Here is a 23,158-nt window from a genome sequence, read left to right as displayed (position 1 = left end):
GCCGTAACCTCGAAACCCGGAGCCCGCCGATCTCGGGACCTTGATCCACACCTTGGGGATGCTCAGCGCATGACTGCGATTTCTCTCGGAATGCCGTCCGTTCCGACCAAGCTCGCCGACCGGAGGGTCAGCCGCCAGATCCAGGTCGGGTCGGTTGCGGTGGGCGGGGATGCGCCGGTGTCGGTGCAGTCGATGACCACGACGCGTACGTCGGACGTCGGTGCGACGTTGCAGCAGATCGCGGAGCTGACGGCGTCGGGTTGTCAGATCGTGCGGGTGGCGTGTCCGACGCAGGATGATGCGGACGCGCTGGCGACGATCGCGAGGAAGTCGCAGATCCCGGTGATCGCGGACATTCATTTCCAGCCGAAGTATGTGTTCGCGGCGATTGATGCGGGCTGTGCGGCGGTGCGGGTGAATCCGGGGAACATCAAGCAGTTCGACGACAAGGTGAAGGAGATCGCGCGGGCCGCGAAGGACGCGGGTACGCCGATCCGGATCGGTGTGAATGCCGGTTCGCTGGATGCGCGGCTGCTGAAGAAGTACGGGAAGGCGACTCCGGAGGCGTTGGTGGAGTCGGCTCTGTGGGAGGCGTCGCTCTTCGAGGAGCACGGTTTCCGGGACATCAAGATCTCGGTGAAGCACAACGATCCGGTGGTGATGGTCAATGCGTACCGTCAGCTGGCGGCGCAGTGCGATTATCCGCTGCATCTGGGGGTGACGGAGGCGGGGCCGGCGTTCCAGGGGACGATCAAGTCGGCGGTGGCGTTCGGTGCGCTGCTGAGCGAGGGGATCGGGGACACGATCCGGGTGTCGCTGTCGGCGCCGCCGGCCGAGGAGGTCAAGGTCGGGCTGCAGATTCTGGAGTCGCTGAATCTGAAGCAGCGGCGGCTGGAGATCGTGTCGTGTCCGTCGTGCGGTCGCGCGCAGGTGGATGTGTACAAGCTGGCGGATCAGGTCAGTGCGGGTCTTGAGGGCATGGAGGTGCCGTTGCGGGTGGCCGTGATGGGCTGTGTCGTCAACGGTCCGGGTGAGGCCCGTGAGGCGGACCTGGGTGTTGCTTCCGGGAACGGCAAGGGGCAGATCTTCGTGAAGGGCGAGGTCATCAAGACCGTGCCCGAGTCGAAGATCGTCGAGACGCTGATCGAAGAAGCCCTGAAGATCGCCGAGCAGATGGAGAAGGACGGCATCGCCTCGGGCGAGCCCCAGGTCTCCATCAGCTGAACCAGAACTCGCACCCCCGCGCCCCGCCGGACGAACACCGCCCGGCGGGGCGCGGTCGTGAGCGACCTCACGGGCCCCCGCGGCCGCTGTTCCCGGGCACGGGCGGCGCCGATGAGCCTCTTTGGGTACAGTGCGGAAATCAGCAGACCGCATGGTGAGGCCCCCTCGTGTTGACGCAGACCACCACCCGGGTCCTCGAACCCAGCGACCTCGGCGCCGCTCTCGCCATCCTGGAGAGCGAACCCGTCGCCAACGCCTTCGTGACGTCCCGGGTCCAGATCGCAGGTCTCGATCCCTGGCGCCTCGGCGGCGAGATGTGGGGCTGGTACGCCGATGGACGGCTGCGCTCGCTGTGCTACTCGGGCGCCAACCTCGTACCGATCTGCGCCACCCCCGAGGCCGTCAGGGCCTTCGCCGACCGGGCCCGCCGGGTCGGCCGCCGCTGCTCCTCGATCGTCGGCCCCGCAGAGCCCACCACTCAGCTGTGGCGGCTCCTCGAACCCGGCTGGGGCCCCGCCCGCGAGGTCCGGGCCCATCAGCCGCTCATGGTCACCGAGAGCCCGTCCGCCGAGGTCACCCCCGACCCACTGGTCCGCCGGATCCGCAAGGACGAGATGGACGTCCTGATGCCGGCCTGCGTGGCGATGTTCACCGAGGAGGTCGGCATTTCCCCGCTCGCGGGCGACGGCGGACTCCTCTACCAGGCACGCGTCGCCGAGCTCGTCGGTGCCGGCCGCTCGTTCGCCCGGATCGAGGACGGCCGGGTCGTCTTCAAGGCGGAGATCGGCGCGGCCACCTCGCAGGCCTGCCAGATCCAGGGTGTCTGGGTCGCCCCCGAACGCCGCGGCCGAGGACTCTCCGAGACCGGCATGGCGGCGGTTCTGCGCTACGCACTGGCTGATGTCGCACCCGTCGTCAGCCTGTACGTGAACGACTACAACACCCCTGCGCGCAAGGCCTACACCAGGGTCGGCTTCCGCGAGGCCGGCGCGTTCATGAGCGTGCTGTTCTGACCGGTCGGCGGCCGGTGCCACCGACCCGTACCACCCACCCCACCCGGGCCAGTAGGGTCGGCGCATGGCAGCAGTTTCCGGGGACGGCCCTCACACTCCCAGCGTCCGGATCGGAGCGATCGATCTCGCCGCGCGCGTGGACGAGGCGCTCGCGGTGCAGGCTGTCGCCTTCGGCCTGGGACCGGAAGAGATCGAGGTACGGCGCCACATCGTCCTCAGACACCTCGACCACCCCTGCGCCCGCGCGCTGGGCGCCACCACCCCGGGCGGCCGGCTCGTCGGCTTCGTCTACGGTATGCCGAACGAACGCGGCCAGTGGTGGTCCACCGTCGTCGAGCCCTACCTCCGCGCCACCGGCTCCGCGCACTGGCTCGACGACTCGTTCGTCATCACCGAACTGCACGTCCTGCCGAAGTTCCAGAACCGCGGCATCGGCCGCGCGCTGATCACCGCCATCACGGACGCCGTCGACCAGCCCCGGTCCATCCTCTCCGCGATCGACACGGAGAGCCCGGCACGTGGTCTCTATCGCAGTCTCGGCTACCAGGACCTGGCCCGGCAGGTGCTCTTTCCCAGCGCTCCCAAGCCGTATGCGGTGATGGGAGCCCCGCTTCCGCTGCGTCGCAAGGGCTAGTACGGAAGCCAATGGATTTCCGCCCACCCGTACCACCCGGCTAACCTCCTGCACATCACCCTTCCGAGCAGGAGTTCATCATGGCCCAGGTCCAGCGCATGTCCCGATTGATGATCAAGACACTGCGCGACGACCCGGCGGACGCCGAGACGCTCAACCACAAGCTGCTCGTCCGGGCCGGATACGTACGTCGCACGGCGGCCGGAATCTGGACCTGGCTGCCGCTCGGCAAGAAGGTCCTGGAGAACATCACCCGCGTCGTGCGCGAGGAGATGGACGCCATCGGCGGCCAGGAAGTGCTGCTGCCCGCGCTGCTCCCCAAGGAGTCGTACGACGCCAGCGGCCGCTACCACGAGTACGGCGATCTGCTCTTCAAGCTCAAGGACCGCAAGGGCGCCGAGTACCTCCTCGGCCCCACGCACGAAGAGATCTTCACCCAGGTCGTCAAGGATCAGATCACGTCCTACAAGGACCTGCCCGTGATCCTCTACCAGATCCAGACCAAGTACCGGGACGAGGCCCGCCCCCGCGCCGGTGTGCTGCGCGGCCGCGAGTTCCAGATGAAGGACTCGTACTCCTTCGACACCACGGACGAGGGGCTCATCGAGGCGTACCAGCTGCACCGCGCCGCCTACATCCGGATCTTCGAGCGGCTCGGCCTCGACCACCGCATCGTCTCCGCCGTCTCCGGTGCGATGGGCGGCTCGGCCTCCGAGGAATTCCTGGCCCCCGCCCCGGCCGGTGAGGACACCTTCGCCGACTGCCCCGCCTGCGACTACGCGGCCAACACGGAGGCGGTGACCTTCACGGCCACCCCCGTGGACGGCTCGGCGCACGGCCCCGTCGAGGAGCTGGACACCCCCGACACCCCGACCATCGAGACGCTCGCCGCGCACCTGGGCGTCCCGGCCTCCGCGACCCTGAAGAACCTGCTGGTCAAGGTCGACGGCGAGATCGTCGCCGTGGGCGTGCCCGGCGACCGCGAGGTCGACCTCGGCAAGCTCGGCGAGCACCTCGCCCCCGCCGTCGTCGAACTGGTCACCGCGGAGGACTTCGAGGGCCGCGGCGACCTGGTACGCGGCTACGTCGGCCCGCAGGGTCTGGAGAAGGTCCGCTACATCGCCGACCCGCGCATCGCCGCCGGCACCGCCTGGATCACCGGCGCGAACAAGCCCGGTACCCACGCGAAGAACGTCGTCGCCGGCCGTGACTTCGAGGTCGACGACTACCTCGACGTCGTCGTCGTCGCGGCGGGCGACCCGTGCCCCAAGTGCGGCACCGGCCTCAAGCTGGACCGCGCCATCGAGATCGGCCACATCTTCCAGCTGGGCCGCAAGTTCGCGGACGCCTTCCAGCTCGATGTGCTCGGCCAGAACGGCAAGCCGGTCCGGGTCACCATGGGCTCCTACGGCATCGGCGTCTCCCGCGCCGTCGCCGCGCTCGCCGAACAGACCGCCGACGAGCAGGGGCTGTGCTGGCCCCGCGAGATCGCCCCGGCCGATGTCCATGTCGTCGCGGCGGGCAAGGCGCTCCAGACGGAGCTGGCCCTCGACGTCGCCGAGAAGCTCGCCGCCGCCGGTGTGCGGGTCATGGTCGACGACCGCGCGGGCGTCTCGCCCGGTGTGAAGTTCACCGACGCCGAGCTGATCGGCATCCCGAAGATCCTGGTCGCCGGCCGCCGCTCGGCAGAGGGCGTCCTGGAGCTCAAGGACCGCCGTACGGGCGAGCGCGAGGAGCTCACGGTCGACGAGGCGATCGCCCGCCTGACCGTTCAGGGCTGACACCGCAGCGCAAAGCCGTAGGCCCCGCGCACCGCGGGGGCCTACGGCTTTGCGAGGCATTTACAGCCAGCCTGCGAACTCCAGCGTCAGCTCGCCCTCCTGGCGACGGCCGACCGCCAGCGCCCGGGTTCCCGATTCCACCGCGCGGAACAGCGTCCAGCCGTGCAGCCGCTCCCGGTCCACGTCCAGCGAATCGGCGAGCTTCTTGATCCGCCGACGGGCCGTCACCGGGCCGCCGGGGGAGGCGATCAGGTCCTCGACGCGGTCACGCACCAGGCGCGCCAGATCGTAGGCCCGCTCACCGACCAGCGGCTCCGGCCCGACCGTCAGCCAGGGCACCCGCTCGCCCGCGAGCACCTTGCTCTGGCGGAAATTGCCGTGCAGCAGCAGGAGTTCGGGGGAGTGGGCGACAAGCTCCGCACGCGCCGCGAGCGCCGCGGAGACCAGCGGCTCCAAGCTGGGGTCGGCCGCGGCGTGGGCGCGCATCGGCTCCGTACGGCGCCCGGTCCGCTCGGCGACCGTCTCGAATCCATGGCCGGCCGGCGGCTCGACCCAGAGCCGGCGCACCGTCCCCGCCGCCTCCAGCAGCGCCTTCGCCTCCGGCAGTGAGCGCAGCGACACCTCGGGATGCAGTCGTTCGAGCAGCAGTGCGCCGGGGCCGCCGTTGAGGAGCTGCACCGCGCCCCAGCCGTTCCAGTGAGCGAGCGCCGCTTGCTCCAGCTCGGGCGCGGCCCCGGACGGAGCGATCTTCAGCGCGGCCGGGGTGCCGTCGGAGCATGTCACCAGCAGGACCAGACTGCTGCGGCCCCCGGGGGCAGCGACCCGTTCCACGGTCAGCTGCTGCCCGGTCGAGGACAGCGCTTCCTCGGTCAGTGCGGGAAGCTGCGCGAGCCAGTCGGCGGCGGCCGCATCCCCGTACGACTCGCCGAGCGCTCGCACCAGACGCTGCGGCGGTTCGAAACCCATACGTGCTTTGTTCCCTTTCAGAGCTTCTTCAGTGCGTCGCGCCGGTCCCGTTCGTCATATCGGTCCCGTGGATCGCGTCGGACCCGGCGCTCGCATCGGGCCCTGCCGTCGTGCGGGTCCCGGCGGCGGTCCGCTCGGCGAGCCCGGGAAAGGGTACGCCGCTGCCGCGCCAGCGGACCGCACGCACCGCGGCCTCCCGCAGCGCATCCGCGGCCTCCCGCCTGAGCGGACCCGCGGCGGCCCGTACGAGATCGGAGTACACGTCCGCGACCCGGTCCTCCAGCAGGGCGGCCAGTCGCACCGCCGCAGCCGGGTCCGGCACCGCGAACGGCAGAGCGTACGCGGCCTGAGCCGCCACAGGTTCACCGCCCAGGTCACGCACGGTCCGTGCCAGCGCATCGCGTCGGGCCCGGTGCGCGTGGTAGGCCGCAGTGGCCTCGGCCCGTCGGCCGTCGGCGACCCGGCCGCCGGCCACCCCGTACCCGTACACCGCCGCGTGTTCGGCGGCCAGGGCCGCCTGAGCCGCCTTCTGTGTTCCGGCGCTCATGACGAGGTCTCCTTGGCCAGTTCGGTCAGCAGATAGGCATGGGCCGCGCCCGCCGCCGCGATCGACGCCAGCAGCCGGGCCAGCTCCGGCGGCGCCTTCAGCAGCGTCGCCGTGTGGGCGTCCGCGGTGCGGCGCTCCGCCGCGGCCAGTTCCTTGAGGGCGGCCGCGGCGTCGGTCGTGCGTGTCCGGGAGAACACGAGCGTCTTGCCGCCATCAGGCACCAGCGCCTTGGCATGGGCCCGTACGGCGTCCCGCAGCGGCGAGAGCCCGGCGGCGGTCGCCGGATAGGCCCTGACCACCTGTTCGTACCGGGCGAGCAGCTCCCTGCTGGTACGCGCGGCACCCGCCCGGAGCGTCTTCTCCGCCCGTGCGGCGGCGGCCTGCTCGGCCGCGGTCGCCGCGTCGGCCCGTGCGGAGCCCTCCCGGGGCCCGGTCCCGTCGCCGCAGCCGGCCAGCACCGCCGCCATGGCGAACGCCCCCGTCGCGGTGAACGCACCTCTGCGCGTCGTCCCCGTGCGCCGCACTTGTTCTCCTTCGGGCTTGGACCTGTCTTGACTGGATCTGTCCTGAAGTGATCACCGCAGGCGAGCGTACCCGCGGCAGCGGAGCGGGCGGACGGCAACACCCCTCGGGACCGGATACCCTTTGACCTGACACGCGAGATCCCCACAACAGCACACGCGGCCGAGGAGTCACCCGGATGAGCACCACCCAGAGCGAGAGGCTGCGCGGACTGCTCGAACCGCTCGTCAGCGCCGAGCAGCTGGATCTCGAAGAGATCGAGGTGTCCCGGGCGGGCCGCCGCCGGGTGCTGCGGATCACCGTGGACTCCGAAGAAGGCGTGGAGCTGGACACCTGCGCCGAGCTGAGCCGCGCGATCTCCGAGAAGCTCGACGAGACCGACGCGATGGGCGAGGGCGAGTACGTCCTCGAAGTCAGTTCCCCCGGTGCCGACCGTCCGCTGACGGAGCACCGCCACTACGTACGTGCCACGGGCCGCCTGGCCAAGCTGCACCTGCGCGAGGGAGGCGAGCTGGTGGCTCGCATCCTCGCCGTGGACGAAGAAGGACTCGACCTCGAAGTGCCGGGCGTCAAGGGCCGCAAGCCCACGTCCCGCCGGGTCGCCTTCGACGAGATCACCAAGGCGCGCGTGGAGATCGAATTCAGCCGCAAGGACAAGAAGGAAGAGGAGGCGTAGCCGTGGACATCGATGTGAAGCTCTTGAAGGGCTTGGCACAGGACAAGGAGATCCCCTTCGACGTGCTCGTCGAGGCGATCGAGTCGGCCCTCCTCATCGCCTACCACCGTACGGACGGCAGCCACCGCCGCGCGCGCGTGAAGCTCGACGAGCGCGGCCACGTGACGGTGTGGGCGAAGGAGGACCCGGCCGACCTCGAACCGGGCCAGGAGGCCAAGGAGTTCGACGACACCCCGTCCGGTTTCGGCCGGATCGCCGCGACCACCGCCAAGCAGGTCATCCTGCAGCGACTGCGCGACGCCGAGGACGACAGGACGTTCGGCGAGTACGCGGGCCACGAGGGCGATGTCGTCACCGGCGTCGTCCAGCAGGGCAAGGACCCGAAGAACGTCCTGGTCGACATCGGCAAGCTGGAAGCGATCCTGCCGGTGCAGGAGCAGGTGCCGGGCGAGGAGTACACCCACGGCCTGCGTCTGCGTACGTATGTCGTACGGGTCGCCAAGGGCGTGCGCGGTCCGTCCGTGACGCTGTCGCGGACCCACCCCAACCTGGTGAAGAAGCTCTTCGCGCTGGAGGTCCCGGAGATCGCGGACGGTTCCGTCGAGATCTGTGCGATCGCCCGCGAGGCCGGTCACCGCACCAAGATCGCGGTCCGTTCGACCCGTTCCGGGCTGAACGCCAAGGGTGCCTGCATCGGCCCGATGGGCGGCCGGGTGCGCAATGTCATGGCCGAGCTGCACGGCGAGAAGATCGACATCGTGGACTGGTCGGACGACCCGGCCGAGATGGTCGCCAACGCCCTGTCGCCCGCGCGGGTGAGCCAGGTCGAGGTCGTGGACCTCGGCGCACGGTCCGCCCGGGTCACCGTTCCGGACTACCAGCTGTCGCTCGCGATCGGCAAGGAGGGGCAGAATGCCCGCCTCGCCGCCCGCCTCACCGGCTGGCGCATCGACATCCGTCCGGACACCGAGACCGACGCCGAGCGCGACGTCGCCGACCGGGAGCGGGCCGAGCGGGCCCGCGAGCGTTCGGAGCGCCGCTGACCAACCCGGCGGTCGCCGGGCTGCGGCCCGCGCCGGACTCCTGGTGCCTCCCCGGAAGGGGTGCCAGGGGCTCGGTCGCGCGGGCCGCAGGGAATACATCTGGGCGGCATGCCGCTGAGAACACGACAACATCCGTTCGATTTTTGCCCCAAAGGGGTGAGGTCGGTGCGGGGAGGTAGACTTAGACGTGTCTGGCCGGACGCACGCCCGCGCTTGCCCTGAGCGAACCTGTGTGGGATGCCGGGAGCGGGCGGCCAAGAGTGAGCTGCTGCGCATCGTCGCGGACGAGGACGCCTGCGTCCCTGATCCTCGCGGTACGCTGCCCGGCCGGGGTGCATACATACACCCCGTCTCTGTCTGTCTGGACCTGGCGGTTCGCCGCCGGGCATTCCCCCGGGCCTTCAAGGCCAAGGGGCCGTTCGACCCCGCCGCAGTGCAGCGGTTCGTCGAGCGGGTGACACCGTAAGAAATGAACGGCACGGGACCCCGTGCGGTCAGGTACCTCGCGAGTTGGAAGTAGGTCGAGATTGCGATGAGCACTCGATGAGTACGCGATGAGTACGCCCATGAAGTAGCGACGGTCCGGCGGTAACCCGGACCTAAAAGGAGCGAAGTGGCTAAGGTCCGGGTATACGAACTCGCCAAGGAGTTCGGCGTCGAGAGCAAGGTCGTCATGGCCAAGCTCCAAGAGCTCGGTGAATTCGTCCGTTCGGCGTCCTCGACGATCGAGGCGCCGGTTGTACGCAAGTTGACTGACGCACTGCAGGGGCCCGGCGGCAACGCCGGCAAGTCCGCTGCAAAGCCTGGCGCGCCCCGCAAGGCGACGCCCGCAAAGCCCGCAGCGCCCTCCCCGGCCGCTGCGGCACGTCCCGCTGCCCCGAAGCCCGGCGCCCCGGCCCCCAAGCCGGCCGCAGCCGAGGCCCTCAGCAGCACCCCTTCCGCTGCCGCGCCTGCCGCGCCGTCGGCGGGCCCGCGTCCGGGTCCGAAGCCCGCGCCGAAGCCCGCTCCGGTCACCCCGGTGCCCGCAGCAGAGTTCTCCGCTCCGGCCCCGGCCCAGCCGGCCGCGCCGCAGCAGGCCCCGCGTCCCGCGGGTGCCACCCCCGGGCCCCGTCCTGCTGGTGGCCGTCCGGCCCCGGCCGGTGGTCAGCGTGACGGCGGCCGTGGTGGCGAGCGCGACGGTGGCCGTGGCGGCGACCGTCCGGCCCGTCCCGCAGGCCAGGGCGCCCCGCGCCCCGGCGGCGCCCGTCCGGCGGGTCCCCGTCCGGGCAACAACCCCTTCACCTCCGGCGGCTCGACGGGCATGGCCCGTCCGCAGGCGCCCCGTCCCGGCGGCGCCCCGCGTCCCGGTGGCGGCCAGGATCGTCCGGGCGCCCCGCGTCCGCAGGGCGGCCCCGGTGGCGCCCCGCGACCGCAGGGCCAGGGTGGTGCCCGTCCGACCCCGGGCGGCATGCCCCGTCCGCAGGCTCCCCGTCCGGGCGGTGCCCCCGGTGGTAACCGTCCGAACCCGGGCATGATGCCGCAGCGTCCCGCTGCGGGCCCGCGTCCCGGTGGTGGCCCCGGCGGTGGCCGTGGTCCCGGCGGCGGCGGTCGTCCCGGCGGCGGTGGCGGCGCAGGCCGTCCCGGTGGCGGCGGCTTCGCAGGCCGTCCGGCCGGTCCCGGTGGCGGTGGCGGCGGTTTCGCCGGTCGTCCCGGTGGCGGCGGTGGCGGCGGCGGTGCGGGTCGTCCCGGCGGTGGCGGCGGCTTCGGCGGTCGTCCCGGCTTCGGTGGACGTCCCGGCGGCCCCGGTGGCCGTGGTGGCACACAGGGTGCGTTCGGCCGTCCCGGCGGTCCCGCGCGTCGTGGTCGCAAGTCGAAGCGGCAGAGGCGCCAGGAGTACGAGGCCATGCAGGCCCCGTCGGTGGGCGGCGTCATGCTGCCTCGCGGCAACGGTCAGTCCGTCCGTCTGTCGCGCGGTGCCTCCCTCACCGACTTCGCCGAGAAGATCAACGCCAACCCGGCGTCGCTCGTCGGCGTGATGATGAACCTCGGCGAGATGGTCACTGCCACGCAGTCCGTCTCCGACGAGACGCTGAAGCTCCTCGCGGACGAGATGAACTTCGTCCTCGAGATCGTCAGCCCCGAGGAGGAGGACCGCGAGCTGCTCGAGTCCTTCGACATCGAGTTCGGCGAGGACGAGGGCGGCGAAGAGGCTCTGGTCTCCCGTCCGCCGGTCGTGACCGTCATGGGTCACGTCGACCACGGCAAGACCCGACTTCTGGACGCGATCCGCAAGACGAACGTCGTTGCGGGCGAGGCCGGCGGTATCACGCAGCACATCGGTGCGTACCAGGTCTCCTCCGAGGTCAACGGCGAGGACCGCAGGATCACCTTCATCGACACCCCGGGTCACGAGGCGTTCACCGCCATGCGTGCCCGTGGTGCGAAGTCGACCGACATCGCGATCCTCGTGGTGGCGGCGAACGACGGTGTGATGCCCCAGACGATCGAGGCGCTGAACCACGCCAAGGCGGCCGACGTGCCGATCGTGGTCGCGGTCAACAAGATCGACGTCGAGGGTGCGGACCCGACCAAGGTGCGCGGTCAGCTCACCGAGTTCGGTCTGGTGGCCGAGGAGTACGGCGGCGACACGATGTTCGTCGACATCTCCGCCAAGCAGGGCCTCAACATCGAGGCTCTTCTGGAGGCCGTCGTCCTCACCGCCGACGCCTCGCTCGACCTGCGGGCCAACCCGGAGCAGGACGCGCAGGGTATTGCGATCGAGTCCCACCTCGACCGCGGCCGCGGTGCCGTTTCGACCGTCCTGGTCCAGCGCGGCACGCTGCGCATCGGTGACACGATGGTCGTCGGCGACGCGTACGGCCGTGTCCGGGCGATGCTCGACGACAACGGCAACAACGTCGAGGAAGCGGGTCCGTCGACCCCCGTCCTCGTCCTCGGTCTCACCAACGTCCCGGGCGCCGGCGACAACTTCCTGGTGGTGGACGAGGACCGTACGGCCCGTCAGATCGCCGAGAAGCGTGCCGCCCGTGAGCGCAACGCCAACTTCGCCCGCAAGGGTGTCCGGTTCTCCCTGGAGAACCTGGACGAGGCGCTCAAGGCCGGTCTGGTCCAGGAACTCAACCTCATCATCAAGGGCGACGCGTCCGGTTCGGTGGAGGCTCTCGAGTCCTCGCTGCTCCAGCTCGACGTCGGTGACGAGGTCGACATCCGGGTCCTGCACCGCGGTGTGGGTGCGGTCACCGAGTCGGACATCGACCTGGCGACCGGCTCCGACGCCATCGTGATCGGCTTCAACGTGCGCGCCGCAGGGCGTGCGCAGCAGATGGCCGAGCGCGAAGGCGTGGACGTCCGGTACTACTCGGTCATCTACCAGGCGATCGAAGAGATCGAAGCGGCCCTCAAGGGCATGCTCAAGCCGGAGTACGAAGAGGTCGAGCTCGGTACGGCGGAGATCCGCGAGATCTTCCGCTCGTCCAAGCTGGGCAACATCGCCGGTGTGCTGGTCCGGTCCGGCGAGGTCAAGCGCAACACCAAGGCGCGCTTGCTGCGCGATGGCAAGGTCATCGCGGAGAACCTCAACATCTCCGGTCTGCGCCGCTTCAAGGACGACGTCACCGAGATCCGCGAAGGCTTCGAGGGCGGTATCAACCTCGGAAACTTCAACGACATCAAGATCGACGACGTCATCGCGACGTACGAGATGCGCGAGAAGCCGCGAGGCTGACCCGTACCTCAACAGTCGGGGCCGGTCGACGGGTCGTATTTCCGTCGATCGGCCCCGGCCGTTCCGTGTACGGTTCTTGTGTCCCTGCCAAGCGCTGGCAGGGCACGAACCCGAACCGGCGGGACATCCGGACATACATGTATGTGGGGACACTGTCCTTCGATCTGCTTCTCGGCGACGTACGGTCGTTGAAGGAGAAACGCTCCATCGTCCGGCCGATCGTCGCCGAGCTGCAGCGCAAATACGCGGTGAGTGCGGCGGAGGTGGGCGGTCAGGATCTCCATCGCAGGGCCGAGATCGGCCTCGCCGTGGTCTCCGGGGACACCGGACACCTCACAGACGTACTCGACCGGTGCGAGCGGCTGATCGCCGGCCGGCCCGAGGTGGAGCTGTTGTCCGTACGACGACGGCTGCACAGCGACGAAGACGATTGAGCAAGGCAAAGAAGGAGACGGACCAGTGGCCGACAACGCGCGGGCGAAAAAGCTGGCGGACCTCATCCAGGAGGTGGTCGCCGAGAAACTGCAGCGCGGTATCAAGGACCCGCGTCTGGGTACGCACGTGACCATCACGGACACCCGGGTCACCGGTGACCTGCGGGAGGCCACGGTCTTCTACACGGTCTACGGCGACGACGAGGAGCGGGCGAGCGCGGCCGCCGGCCTGGAGAGCGCCAAGGGCATCCTGCGTTCGGCGGTCGGAGCGGCGGCGGGGACGAAATTCACCCCCACGCTGGCCTTCGTGGCGGACGCCCTCCCGGAGAACGCCAAGGCGATCGAGGACCTCCTCGACCGGGCACGGGCCTCGGACGCACGGGTGCGCGAGGCGTCCTCGGGCGCCACGTACGCCGGTGGGGCGGACCCGTACCGCAAGGCGGAGGACGAGAACGACGAGGACACCGCCTCCGAATGACATCGCAGAACAAGACGCCGGACGGTTTGATCATTGTCGACAAGCCGTCCGGCTTCACTTCGCACGACGTTGTCGCCAAGATGCGTGGCATCGCCCGGACCCGCCGCGTCGGCCATGCCGGCACGCTGGATCCGATGGCGACGGGCGTTCTCGTGCTCGGTGTGGAGAAGGCCACCAAGCTGCTGGGCCATCTCGCGCTGACCGAGAAGGAGTACCTCGGCACGATCCGGCTCGGCCAGAACACCGTCACGGACGATGCGGAGGGCGAGATCACCTCGTCCACCGATGCGTCCGGTGTGACGCGTGAGGGCATCGACGCCGGGGTGGCGGCCCTGACCGGACCGATCATGCAGGTGCCGTCCAAGGTCAGCGCCATCAAGATCGACGGTAAGCGGTCCTACGCACGGGTGCGCGGCGGCGAGGAGTTCGAGATCCCGGCCCGGCCGGTGACGATCTCGTCCTTCAACGTCTACGACGTCCGCGAGGCGGTCGCCGAGGACGGGACGCCGGTCGTCGACCTGGTCGTCTCCGTCGTCTGCTCCTCGGGTACGTACATCCGCGCGATCGCCCGCGACCTCGGCGCCGGGCTCGGCGTCGGCGGGCATCTGACCGCGCTGCGGCGCACCAGGGTCGGGCCGTACGGCCTCGATGCGGCGCGGACGCTCGACCAGCACCAGCAGGAGCTCAGCGTGATGCCGGTGGCCGAGGCCGCCGCCTCGGCGTTCCCCCGCTGGGACGTGGACGAGAAGCGCGCCAAGCTGCTGCTGCACGGGGTGCGGCTGGACATGCCGGCCTTCCCGCCGGGACCCGTCGGGGTCTTCGGGCCCGACGGGCGGTTCCTGGTACTCGTCGAGGAACAGAAGGGCAAGGCCAAGAGCCTCGCCGTCTTCGCCTGACCGGCGACCCGGGTCCTGAGACCCCGTCGTGGAGCGGGCGGGGCCCCTGTGCCCGCTCCACGATCCCCCAACGGTTTCTGTCCATCGGACGCCATGAATTCACCCCAACGAGCAGGCGCTCGGAGTGAATCAGGGGTGCATTCGGGGGCGCTTTTACTCCGAGTGGTATTCGCGCCGATCACCGTCGGCCTAACGTCGGACCATGGGAAGCGGGGACCGGGCAGCGCTGGTACGTATCTGCGATTCGGCCGGCCGGTCGCGGGGGACCGGATTCGTCGCCGACGACCGGGGCACGGTGGTGACCAGCCACGAAGCGGTCGACGGCCTCACCCGGCTCGTCCTGTATGGAACGGACGGTCGCAGCTGCCCCGTCGAGGCCGCCGATGTCACCGCGCTGCCCGAACTGGACCTCGCCCTGCTGCGCACCTCAGGGCTCTCCACGCTTGGTGTGGATCCGACGCCGATCGCCTTACGGGACCGGATCGGCACCGGTACGTATGTGACGATCGCCGCCCACGGCTGGCGTGAGGCGCGGGTGCTCGGTACCGCCCCGGTGACGTACACCGCGAACGGCAGCTCCCATCGGATCGGTGCGGCAGTGGAGCTGGCGCTCGGTACGGACGGCACAGACGCGCTGCGGCTCGGCGGTGCGGCGGTGGGCGGGCCCGTCCTCGATCCGGAGAGCGGCGCGGTCATCGCCGTGCTGGGCACCGCGCTGCGCGCCGGGCGTGCCGCCGCAGGGTTCGCGGTGCCGCTCAGGGGCGCGGGCGCCGACGGTCCGCTGGACGAGCTGCTGCGGCGCAACGCGACGAGCGTTCCCGGATACGGACGCGACCTGAATCTCGCGGGCGCCCTGCACCTCACCGCGACATCGCTCGGCTCGGCAGGCGGGCCGGCCGGCTGTTCCGATCCGGTCGAACGCCCGGACGTCATCGCGGAGTTCAGCGACTTCTCGACCCCCGGCCACCCCTCGTCCGCACTGCACGGCCCCGCCGTGGTCCTCGGTCTCGTCGGAGCGCCGGGCACCGGCCGCACCACCGAACTGGCCGCACTCGCCGCCCGCCGGGCCCGCGGCGCCGTACCCGCACCCACCCTCTGGCTGCGCGGCGCCGATCTGCTGGCCGACGACGCCTCGGTCGCCGACGCGATCGCCCGTGCGCTCCGGCGGGCCGGGCGGATCGTCACCGCCGCCGGTGCGAGGGGCGACATGGCGAGCGCCACCCCCGAGCGGGTGGCCGGGCTGGCCGAAGAGTCCGGGAGTCCGCTGCTCGTCCTGCTTGACGGCCCCGAGGAGATGCCTCCCGTACTGGCCCACGGGCTGGCCCGGTGGACCGCGGGCACCGTCGAGTGGCTGCGGGAGTGCGGGGCGCGGCTCGTGGTCGCGTGCACGCCCGAGCACTGGGAGGCGGCCGGTGCACTCTGCCCGCCCGGTTCCCTGCACCGCCCCGCCAGGCCTGCGAGGCGGCTGCCGTCCGCGGTCCGCCTCGGCGACCTCACCGCGAGCCAGGCCGAACAGGCCCGCGAACGGTACGCCATCCCGCCCGACGCGCTCGCCCCGGGACACGGCCGGCACCCGCTCACCCTGCGCCTTCTCGCAGAGGTGCGCGAGGCGCTGCCCGGGGACGTCGCCGGGCAGCCGGACGCGGAGGACGTCTTCGGTGCTCACCTGGACCTGATGTGCCTGCGCATCGCGGTCCGCATCGCAGCCGTATCGGGCCCGGCGCCCGGCGGCACCGCGGTCCGCCGGCTGGCCGCGCAGGTGGCGGGGCAGGTCCACGAAGCGGCGCGGCGCTGTCTGGGTCCCGGACAGGGGGAGCTGGACCGGGCGGCGTTCGAGGAGGTGTTCCCCTGGCGCACGGGCTGGGCGTCGGCGGTCCTCACCGAGGGGCTGCTCGTCCCGGCGGGAGCGGGCTACCGCTTCGCGCACGAGGAGCTGGGGGACTGGGTGCAGGGCGCCCACCTGGACCTGGACGCGGCGCTGCACGCGCTGGTCCACCGGTGGCATGCGGAGGAGGGACCGGGAGCGGTGGCGGTGGAGCCGCGCGTTCCGCAGCCGAGGAGCCCGCGTACCGGGCGCAGCCGGGCGCCCGTGCCCGAAGTGGCAATGGAGGCCGCGGTGACGACGGGGCCGCGCACCCTGCCCGTACCGCGCCATCGGATCGGCCCGGTGATCCAGGCCCTGCTGCTCCTGGGCCGCCGCCAGGGCCCTGCCGTGCTGGCGCACCGGCTGGCCGATCTGGTCGAGGCCCTGGACCGGATGTCGCCGGGGCCGGGGGCGCGTGCGGAGACCGCCCATGACGCCCGCTGGTGGGCGGTGCACCTGCTCTCGGAGACTCTGCTCCGGGTGCCCGATGCCCGGCCCCATCTCGGCGTGCTGCGGTTGCTTGCCGGCCGTATGGTCCGGCGTGCGGCCACGCGCGGGCCGGGGAGCCCGGGGGCGGGGGTGTATGCCGAGTTCGGGCCGTGGTTCTGGCGGCGGCTGAGGCTGCCCGAGGCGGACCGGATCGATCTGTTCCGGCGTCTCGTTCCCGCCGACGGCCCGCACCGCGCCGATCCCCGTGTCGATGACGGTGACCGCACCTGCGACTCGTACCCCGACGGCGACAGCGGCGAGCGGTTTCTGGATGCCGTCGCGCGGCGGCTCGTCGCGCAGCCCCGGACCATGCAGCCGCTGCTCTGCGGCTGGTTCACCGACGAGCGTCCCCTCCCTGGTGATGAGGGCGTCACGATCCGCCCGACCGTGGCCGCCGCCGCTCAGGCGCTGCTCTATGCCCGTCGGGACCTGGCCGTCGACGATCTGACCGACGCACTAGTCTCGACCGCCCACCCCCGGGCCGAGGAGCTGCTCGCCGCGCTGGCCGAGGACGAGCCCTCCGCGCTCTGCCGGGCCGTCGACAGATGGGCCCGTGACGAGGACCGGCACGCCCGCCGGACCGCCGCCGCCTCGTACGCACTGGTCACCGCGGCGCACGTCACCCTCGACGCCGACCGCGAGCTGCTGCGCCGAGCCGCCCTCGCCCTGCTGGCCCGCCCGGCCGACGCCTCCCTGCACGGGGCCGCGCTCACCCTCCTCGTACAGGATCCGCAGACCAGGGACCGCTATCTCCCGCAGGCTCTGCGGGCCTTCGTCGCGGGCGAGCCGCAGCTGCCCGCGGACGCGCTCGCCATCGCGCTGTCCTCCCATGGGGAGCAGGTGCTCACCGGGTTCCGGGAGCGGCTCACCCGGCCCGACGAGGGGGCGGGCGAGGTGCTGTGCTCGCTCGCCGGGATCGACGCCCCCGCGCTGGCCCTGCACGCCGCCGGGCTCGTGCGGGCGTACATCGACAGCCACCCGGACGACGCCGTGCACGCCGCCTCGTACATCGACCGGAGGCTGGAGCACGGACCCGCCGCCCGCGCCCTGCTGCTGCCCCTGGTGACCGGATTGCTGCGGGACCGTCCCGTCCCGCCGCCGGTGCGCGGCGCGCTCGCCGGGGTGCTCGCGGTGCCCGGCAGCCCCGCCTCCGGGCAGCTGAGGGGCGAGCTGCTGGAGGTCCTGCTGGAATTCGAGCAGGACGCCCACCGCGACCCGGCCGTGCTCGACGCCCTGCTGCGGGCTGCCGCGACCGGCTCCGGCGGACGCGCACCGGCCCGCACCCGCGCCCTGGTCCACCGCACCGGGATGCTGCTGGTCCGTACCCCCGAGGGCGCGGTCCGCTTCGACCGCCGACTGGTCGAACTCGCTCGTGATGTGCCCGGATTCGCGGCGCTGGTCACCGGGTGGCTGGCCGACGCCCCGCAGGAGTGGGTGGCGCTCGTCGGTCCGAGCGCACGGCGGACGGTGGAGGCGCTGGGAAGCCCCAGGACGATGCCGATGCAGGCCGCGGGGTGTGAGCATGGCAGTCTTAGACCTGCGTAACAGGCAATCTCACGTACACAGGTTCGGGCGAGGAGCGGTCACAGTGCAGCGCTGGCGTGGCTTGGAGGACATCCCCCAGGACTGGGGACGCAGCGTCGTCACCATCGGCTCCTATGACGGGGTGCACCGCGGACACCAGCTGATCATCGGGCGGGCCGTGGAGCGGGCACGCGAGCTGGGTGTGCCGTCGGTCGTGGTGACCTTCGATCCGCATCCCAGCGAGGTCGTACGGCCCGGCAGCCACCCGCCGCTGCTCGCCCCGCACCACCGGCGCGCCGAGCTGATGGCGGAGCTGGGGGTGGACGCGGTGCTGATCCTGCCGTTCACCACCGAATTCTCGAAGTTCGCGCCGGCCGACTTCATCGTGAAGGTGCTCGTCGACAAGCTGCACGCGCAACTGGTCATCGAGGGCCCCAACTTCCGCTTCGGTCACAAGGCAGCCGGGAATGTGCAGCTGCTCACCGAGTTCGGCGAGACGTACGACTACGGAGTCGAGGTCATCGACCTGTATGTGAGCGGTGCGGCGGGCGGCGGCCGGCCGTTCTCCTCCACCCTGACCCGACGGCTGGTCGCCGAGGGCGATGTCGCGGGCGCCGCCGAGATCCTGGGCCGGCCGCACCGGGTCGAGGGCGTCGTGGTCCGCGGCGCACAGCGCGGCCGTGAGATGGGCTTCCCCACGGCCAACGTGGAGACCCTGCCGCACACCGCGATCCCCGCCGACGGCGTCTACGCGGGCTGGCTCAATGTGAACGGCGAGGCGATGCCCGCCGCGATCTCGGTCGGCACGAACCCGCAGTTCGACGCTACGGAGCGGACGGTGGAGGCATACGCGATCGACCGCGTCGGCCTCGACCTGTACGGGCTCCACGTCTCGGTGGACTTCCTCGCGTACGTACGCGGGATGCTGAAGTTCGACTCGATCGACGACCTGCTCGTGGCGATGGCCGCCGATGTGAAGCGGTGCAGCGAGCTGATCTCCGCGTACGAGCGCGGCTGAACCTTTCCTCGTGCACGACCGGGGCCGGGACCGTTCTCCGCGGCCCAGGCCCCGGTCGTGTCGGAATCAGCTGTTCAGTTCCTCCAGTGTGCGCCCCTTGGTCTCCACGGCGAACCATGCGACCACGGCGCCGGCCACCGCGACGCAGCCCAGCTGGGTGAAGACCATCGCGAGGCTGCCGCCCGAGCCGATGATCGCGCCGACCACGATGGGCCCGAGGATGACGCCGAGCCGGTTCCACACCCCGCCGAACGATGCCCCGCGCGCCCGGCTGCGGGTCGGGTACAGCTCGGGTGTGTACAGGTAGAGGCTGACATTGGTGGCGAACACGAAGAGCGTCGCCACCGAGGCCCAGACCGCGACCTGGCCGCCCGAGGTGGCGCCTGAGACGGCCAGCGAGAGCAACGCGACCGCTGCGCCGCCGAGCCCGACGGTGAGCGAGATCCTGCGCCCCACCTTGTCGATGACCAGGGCGACCAGCAGACAGCCGATCAGCCCGGTCACATTGGACAGCAGCGAGTAGTTCAGGGCGGTCCGCAGATCCAGGCCGAACGTCTTGGTGTAGAGCGAGGGCAGCCAGGTCGCGATGCCGTGGTTGACGTAGTACGCGACGAACCACAGCGCCGAGACGACCAGCGTGCGCCGCAGGTAGCGGCCGGCGAACAGATCGCGCAGCCCGCCGCGTGCGGTTTCGACGGGCGTCGCGGGACCGGGCTCCGGCAGCTGCGAGCCGATGGACTCGGCCACGTCCTTCTCGATCCGGGCGATGACCTCCTCGGCCTCCTCGACCCTGCCGCGCGAAAGCAGCCAGCGGGGCGACTCGGGGACCTGGCGGCGCAGGACGACCACCAGCAGCACGGGCAGAGCGCCGATCAGGAACATGACCCGCCAGCCGAAGCTGGGCACCACCCAGCTGGCGACGAGCGTCGCCGAGGCGAGACCGGCCGGGAAGATCAGCTCGTAGAGCAGTACGAACCGGCCGCGGTGGTCGGCCCGGGCGATCTCGTTGATGTACGTGGCGGCGACGGGCACCACACCGCCGATGCCGAGGCCCTGGACGAACCGGAAGGCGGTGAAGAGGGCGAAGCCCGGGGAGAAGGCGACGGCGAGGCTGGCCAGTGCGGTCACGGCGACGCCGAGCGCGACCGTTCGGACCCGGCCGATGCGGTCGCCGAGCCAGCCGGCGACCAGTGCACCGAGCAGCATGCCGACCGAACCACTGGTGACGATCATCGTGCCCTGACCGGTGCTCAGCTTCCACTGTTCGGTCAGGACGGGCAGTGCGGAGGCGGTCAGCAGCTGATCGAACGCCTCGAAGAACGTGACGGTGCCGATGAGCGTGCGGACCTTGATGTGCCAACGGGAGCTCGGCAGGCGTTCGAGCCTGGCCGAGATGGAGCTCACGGTGGGGCCGGTGGCCACGACTGACATGGGGATCCTTCCGCGGACAGAGGAGTTGCGGTGACCCTAGGAAGAAGTGCCTTAGGGGTCAATAACTAAGCACTTAGATTTCATAACGAAGTGGAACCGCGTTTGAACAGGGGTTTTGGGTCCGGCGCGGAGGTGTGGACATGGCTCACCGGCCCGTGGTGACGAGTGCTACGGGCCGGTGGGTGAGGCGGGATCAAGGCCGGTCGACACGCTCCCCGGGCAGTGGGCGCATTGCGTCGAAGACCCGTTCGAGGGAGAGCGGCAGAGTGGTCACCCGGGCGCCCGTGGCATCCTGCACGGCATTGGCGACGGCCGTCGCGACCGGCGGGGCCGCCCGACGGCTCGGCCCGTTCCCGCAGGGTCGCCGGGGGTGGCGTGACCGCATCGTCGGGCGTCAGGAAGTCCAGTTCCGCTCCGAGTGCGCCGAGCATCACCGGCATCTCGTACCGGGTACGCCGTGCCATCAGGTTTCCGCCGATGGTGGCCCGGCGCCGGATGCGCTGGGTGGCGATACTGCCCCAGCCGGCGGCCGGTCCCGGCGGGGCGGCCCGCACCCGGGCGTCGTGCGAGCCCGTGTGGCGGTCGGCCCCGGAGCCGATCTCCAGCGTCGTGCCGTCCCACTCGATCGCGCCGAGCTACGCAACCCGCTCCAGCGACACGAGGGAGCGGCAGCCCAGCCCCTCGCGGAACTGCGCGTACAGGTCACTGCAGCCCTGTGCGTGGACCGCACCGGGGAGCGCCCCCGCAGCCACGGCCTCGGCCGTCGTCGCAGGGCGTTCCAGGGTGAAAGCGGGAAGGGTGCGCTGGGTCGGCGCCACCATCCCGGTGGGGAGCAGGAGCATACGGACCGTGCCTCCTGGACTCTCGGCGTCACCACAGAGAGTTATTTAATGGCCGAAACAGCTAATGCTGAGATTTCTAGCACTTAGGGAATACCTCCCATAAGGGTTCGGCGACGGGCGCCGGTTGTATCGTGGGCACCCTCGACCGCACCGTCCGCGGCACTCCAGGAAGGAGGCGCGAGGTCCCGGCGCCGACGCCGCCCTCCCACCGCACATGACTCGTAGAGCCGCCGGCCGCCCCGACGCGGTCGACCTCATCCTGGAACAGTGGAAGCGGGAACTGCCCGAGCTCGACGCCTCCCCGATGGCGGTGCTCGGCCGGCTCCACCGCAGCTTTCTGCGCTACCAGGGCCTGCTGTCCGACCTCTTCGACTGCTTCGACCTGAACATGGCGGCCTTCGACGTACTCGCGGCTCTGCGCAGGTCAGGACCTCCCTACCGGCAGACGGCCGGCGAACTCGCCGACATCGCCCTGGTCACCACCGGCGGCATCACCCTGCGGCTGGACCGTCTGGAGAAGGCCGGCCTGGTGACGCGTGAACGCGATCCCGACGACCGCCGGGTGGTGCACGCACGGCTCACCGAGCGGGGGATCGAGATCGCCGATGTGGTCGCCGTCGCGCACTTCGCCAACGAACAGCGGATGCTGGCCGAGCTGACCGAGAGCGAGCGCCGCCAGCTCGGCCGGCTGCTCGGAAAGCTGGAACGCTCCCTGGAAACGGCCGAACGGACCCCGCCCGACCCCGAGGCGCTCACAGCGGCCACACGGAAGGGCCGCACCCGGAGCGCCCAGTGGTCAGTATCTGACTACTAAAGCATCGTCTATGGTGAGGCCGCATCGAGCCGGACCGCATCCGGCCGGGAGGAGGTCCGTGCCGTGCGTGAACTGCTGTCGGAACTGCGTGCCTGGCACGACGCCGGCATCCCCTTCGCGCTGGCGACCGTCGTCTCCGTACGCGGCAGCGCCCCGCGCGCACCCGGCGCCATGATGGCCGTGACCGCAGACGGCGCGGTGGTGGGCAGCGTCTCCGGAGGCTGCGTCGAGGGCGCGGTGTACGAGGCGGCGGGCGAGGTCCTCGCCACCGGGAGCCCTCAGCTGCAGACGTACGGGATCAGCGACGACGAGGCGTTCGGCGTGGGCCTGACGTGCGGCGGCACGATCGAGGTGTTCGTCAGGTCCTTCGCGTCGGCGGTCGACCGGGCCCGGCTGCGGGAGGCCGTCGACAGTATCGGCAGGGGCGAGCCCGTCGCCGTCGCCACCGTCATCTCGGGCGAGGCGGAGCCCGGCGCCTGCCTGGTCGTCCGGGCACGGACCACACAGGGAACGCTCGGCGACGAAGGGCTCGACTCGGCCGTCACCGACGACGCACGGGGACTGCTCGCCCAGGGTGCGACCGGCACCCTGCGGTACGGGGCGCACGGCGAGCGCCGGATGCAGGAGGTGTGCGTCTTCGTCCAGACGTACGCGCCACCGCCCCGGATGCTCGTCTTCGGCGCCATCGACCATGCGGCCGCCACCGCACGCATGGGTTCCTTCCTCGGATACCGGGTCACCGTCTGCGATGCCCGTCCGGCCTTCGCGACCCGGGAACGCTTCCCCACCGCCGACGAGGTGATCTGCGCCTGGCCGCACACCTACCTGGGGGCGACGGACATCGACGAGCGGACGGTCATCTGCGTACTGACGCACGATCCGAAGTTCGACGTTCCGTTGCTGGTGGCCGCGTTGCGCACACCTGCCGCGTACATCGGGGTCATGGGCAGCCGGCGCACCCATCTGGACCGGGCCGCGCGGCTGCGGGAGGCGGGGGTCGAAGCGGCCGAACTGGCGCGGCTCGCCTCGCCCGTCGGGCTGGACCTCGGTGCGCGCACACCGGAGGAGACCGCCGTCTCGATCGCCGCGGAGATCATCCAGCACCGGTGGGGCGGGACAGGCAGGCCGCTCGGCGAGCTGACCGGAACGATCCACGGCCGGGCAACCGGCAGCCCGCCCGGCGCCTGACGGCGCGGTGTCCGCCGCACGAGCCGGGGCCCGTCCGAGGGCGATCCGCC

21 protein-coding genes are annotated in these 23,158 nt (G+C 71.2%); 15 read left to right on the top strand and 6 right to left on the bottom strand.

Annotation, left to right across the window (positions count from 1 at the left end):
- The first annotated feature begins 69 nt into the window (after positions 1-69).
- From ispG to ACZ7IB_RS34790, 4 genes are all read left to right on the top strand, one after another.
- Positions 70-1,224: a flavodoxin-dependent (E)-4-hydroxy-3-methylbut-2-enyl-diphosphate synthase gene (gene ispG / locus ACZ7IB_RS34805; protein WP_327272605.1), complete on the top strand. Its 1,155-nt coding sequence runs from the start codon at positions 70-72 to the stop codon at positions 1,222-1,224.
- Between the two features lie 167 nt (positions 1,225-1,391).
- A complete protein-coding gene (locus tag ACZ7IB_RS34800; protein WP_470918101.1) occupies positions 1,392-2,237 on the top strand; it encodes a GNAT family N-acetyltransferase in 846 nt (281 codons plus the stop codon).
- Between the two features lie 64 nt (positions 2,238-2,301).
- The gene (locus ACZ7IB_RS34795) at positions 2,302-2,871 is read left to right on the top strand and encodes a GNAT family N-acetyltransferase (RefSeq protein WP_470918100.1); all 570 of its coding nucleotides are present in this window, start codon (positions 2,302-2,304) and stop codon (positions 2,869-2,871) included.
- An 80-nt stretch (positions 2,872-2,951) separates the two neighbouring features.
- Positions 2,952-4,652, top strand: coding sequence for a proline--tRNA ligase (locus tag ACZ7IB_RS34790; RefSeq protein ID WP_470918098.1), 1,701 nt, complete (start codon positions 2,952-2,954; stop codon positions 4,650-4,652).
- A 60-nt stretch (positions 4,653-4,712) separates the two neighbouring features.
- On the opposite strand, the gene ACZ7IB_RS34785 is transcribed toward ACZ7IB_RS34790, so the two are convergent.
- The 3 genes from ACZ7IB_RS34785 to ACZ7IB_RS34775 are packed head-to-tail and all read right to left on the bottom strand — an operon-like array spanning position 4,713 to position 6,689.
- The gene (locus ACZ7IB_RS34785; protein WP_470918096.1) at positions 4,713-5,618 is read right to left on the bottom strand and encodes an aminoglycoside phosphotransferase family protein; all 906 of its coding nucleotides are present in this window, start codon (positions 5,616-5,618) and stop codon (positions 4,713-4,715) included.
- A gap of 28 nt (positions 5,619-5,646) precedes the next feature.
- The gene (locus ACZ7IB_RS34780; protein ID WP_470918094.1) at positions 5,647-6,165 is read right to left on the bottom strand and encodes a ferritin-like domain-containing protein; all 519 of its coding nucleotides are present in this window, start codon (positions 6,163-6,165) and stop codon (positions 5,647-5,649) included.
- Entirely contained in the window at positions 6,162-6,689 is a 528-nt protein-coding gene (locus ACZ7IB_RS34775; RefSeq protein ID WP_470918092.1) for a hypothetical protein, read from the bottom strand. Before ACZ7IB_RS34775 ends, ACZ7IB_RS34780 begins: the two co-directional genes overlap by 4 nt.
- A 176-nt stretch (positions 6,690-6,865) precedes the next feature.
- Here ACZ7IB_RS34775 and rimP point away from each other — a divergent pair, with 176 nt between their 5' ends.
- The 9 genes from rimP (at position 6,866) to ACZ7IB_RS34730 (ending at position 18,833) form a co-directional block, all read left to right on the top strand.
- Complete coding sequence (rimP, locus tag ACZ7IB_RS34770) at positions 6,866-7,363, top strand: ribosome maturation factor RimP (protein ID WP_383079548.1); 498 nt, start codon at positions 6,866-6,868, stop codon at positions 7,361-7,363.
- 2 nt (positions 7,364-7,365) lie between these two features.
- Complete coding sequence (gene nusA / locus ACZ7IB_RS34765; protein ID WP_327272597.1) at positions 7,366-8,406, top strand: transcription termination factor NusA; 1,041 nt, start codon at positions 7,366-7,368, stop codon at positions 8,404-8,406.
- A gap of 187 nt (positions 8,407-8,593) precedes the next feature.
- Positions 8,594-8,872 (top strand): YlxR family protein, encoded by a 279-nt coding sequence (locus ACZ7IB_RS34760; protein WP_470918090.1) that lies wholly within the window; start codon positions 8,594-8,596, stop codon positions 8,870-8,872.
- 147 nt (positions 8,873-9,019) lie between these two features.
- On the top strand, positions 9,020-12,130 hold the full coding sequence (gene infB, locus ACZ7IB_RS34755) for a translation initiation factor IF-2 (protein ID WP_470918088.1): 3,111 nt from the start codon (positions 9,020-9,022) through the stop codon (positions 12,128-12,130).
- A gap of 137 nt (positions 12,131-12,267) precedes the next feature.
- Positions 12,268-12,564 carry a DUF503 domain-containing protein gene (locus ACZ7IB_RS34750; protein ID WP_093894188.1) on the top strand — a complete coding sequence of 99 codons (297 nt, stop codon included), beginning with the start codon at positions 12,268-12,270 and terminating at the stop codon, positions 12,562-12,564.
- 25 nt (positions 12,565-12,589) lie between these two features.
- Entirely contained in the window at positions 12,590-13,042 is a 453-nt protein-coding gene (rbfA, locus tag ACZ7IB_RS34745) for a 30S ribosome-binding factor RbfA (protein ID WP_093894187.1), read from the top strand.
- Positions 13,039-13,938: a tRNA pseudouridine(55) synthase TruB gene (gene truB, locus ACZ7IB_RS34740; protein ID WP_470918085.1), complete on the top strand. Its 900-nt coding sequence runs from the start codon at positions 13,039-13,041 to the stop codon at positions 13,936-13,938. Before rbfA ends, truB begins: the two co-directional genes overlap by 4 nt.
- 202 nt (positions 13,939-14,140) lie before the next feature.
- Complete coding sequence (locus tag ACZ7IB_RS34735) at positions 14,141-17,836, top strand: trypsin-like peptidase domain-containing protein (protein WP_470918083.1); 3,696 nt, start codon at positions 14,141-14,143, stop codon at positions 17,834-17,836.
- A gap of 43 nt (positions 17,837-17,879) precedes the next feature.
- Positions 17,880-18,833, top strand: coding sequence for a bifunctional riboflavin kinase/FAD synthetase (locus ACZ7IB_RS34730; RefSeq protein ID WP_470918082.1), 954 nt, complete (start codon positions 17,880-17,882; stop codon positions 18,831-18,833).
- Between the two features lie 66 nt (positions 18,834-18,899).
- Here ACZ7IB_RS34730 and ACZ7IB_RS34725 read toward each other — a convergent pair whose 3' ends face one another.
- The 3 genes from ACZ7IB_RS34725 to ACZ7IB_RS34715 all read right to left on the bottom strand — a co-directional run bounded on the left by ACZ7IB_RS34725 (position 18,900) and on the right by ACZ7IB_RS34715 (position 21,106).
- Positions 18,900-20,264: an MFS transporter gene (locus tag ACZ7IB_RS34725; protein WP_470918080.1), complete on the bottom strand. Its 1,365-nt coding sequence runs from the start codon at positions 20,262-20,264 to the stop codon at positions 18,900-18,902.
- A gap of 80 nt (positions 20,265-20,344) precedes the next feature.
- Positions 20,345-20,890 carry an FAD binding domain-containing protein gene (locus tag ACZ7IB_RS34720; protein WP_470918177.1) on the bottom strand — a complete coding sequence of 182 codons (546 nt, stop codon included), beginning with the start codon at positions 20,888-20,890 and terminating at the stop codon, positions 20,345-20,347.
- 9 nt (positions 20,891-20,899) lie between these two features.
- Entirely contained in the window at positions 20,900-21,106 is a 207-nt protein-coding gene (locus ACZ7IB_RS34715) for a hypothetical protein (protein ID WP_470918079.1), read from the bottom strand.
- A gap of 214 nt (positions 21,107-21,320) precedes the next feature.
- Between ACZ7IB_RS34715 and ACZ7IB_RS34710 the strand changes: the two genes are divergently transcribed.
- Entirely contained in the window at positions 21,321-21,920 is a 600-nt protein-coding gene (locus tag ACZ7IB_RS34710) for a MarR family winged helix-turn-helix transcriptional regulator (RefSeq protein WP_470918077.1), read from the top strand.
- A gap of 63 nt (positions 21,921-21,983) precedes the next feature.
- Positions 21,984-23,108 carry an XdhC family protein gene (locus ACZ7IB_RS34705; RefSeq protein WP_470918075.1) on the top strand — a complete coding sequence of 375 codons (1,125 nt, stop codon included), beginning with the start codon at positions 21,984-21,986 and terminating at the stop codon, positions 23,106-23,108.
- The last annotated feature ends 50 nt before the right edge of the window (positions 23,109-23,158 follow it).

This window comes from Streptomyces sp. NPDC037301 (assembly GCF_055602785.1).
Note: the sequence above shows the minus strand (reverse complement) of the source record. Positions and strands in the feature narration are given on the sequence as shown.

Coding starts and splice junctions, on each gene's coding strand:
- ACZ7IB_RS34785 (WP_470918096.1), bottom strand. CDS start 5,618: ATGGGTTTCGAACCGCCGCAGCGTCTGGTGCGAGCGCTCGGCGAGTCG.
- ACZ7IB_RS34780 (WP_470918094.1), bottom strand. CDS start 6,165: ATGAGCGCCGGAACACAGAAGGCGGCTCAGGCGGCCCTGGCCGCCGAA.
- ACZ7IB_RS34710 (WP_470918077.1), top strand. CDS start 21,321: ATGACTCGTAGAGCCGCCGGCCGCCCCGACGCGGTCGACCTCATCCTG.
- ACZ7IB_RS34725 (WP_470918080.1), bottom strand. CDS start 20,264: ATGTCAGTCGTGGCCACCGGCCCCACCGTGAGCTCCATCTCGGCCAGG.
- ACZ7IB_RS34795 (WP_470918100.1), top strand. CDS start 2,302: ATGGCAGCAGTTTCCGGGGACGGCCCTCACACTCCCAGCGTCCGGATC.
- ACZ7IB_RS34735 (WP_470918083.1), top strand. CDS start 14,141: ATGGGAAGCGGGGACCGGGCAGCGCTGGTACGTATCTGCGATTCGGCC.
- ACZ7IB_RS34790 (WP_470918098.1), top strand. CDS start 2,952: ATGGCCCAGGTCCAGCGCATGTCCCGATTGATGATCAAGACACTGCGC.
- truB (WP_470918085.1), top strand. CDS start 13,039: ATGACATCGCAGAACAAGACGCCGGACGGTTTGATCATTGTCGACAAG.
- rimP (WP_383079548.1), top strand. CDS start 6,866: ATGAGCACCACCCAGAGCGAGAGGCTGCGCGGACTGCTCGAACCGCTC.
- ACZ7IB_RS34715 (WP_470918079.1), bottom strand. CDS start 21,106: ATGCTCCTGCTCCCCACCGGGATGGTGGCGCCGACCCAGCGCACCCTT.
- ispG (WP_327272605.1), top strand. CDS start 70: ATGACTGCGATTTCTCTCGGAATGCCGTCCGTTCCGACCAAGCTCGCC.
- ACZ7IB_RS34750 (WP_093894188.1), top strand. CDS start 12,268: ATGTATGTGGGGACACTGTCCTTCGATCTGCTTCTCGGCGACGTACGG.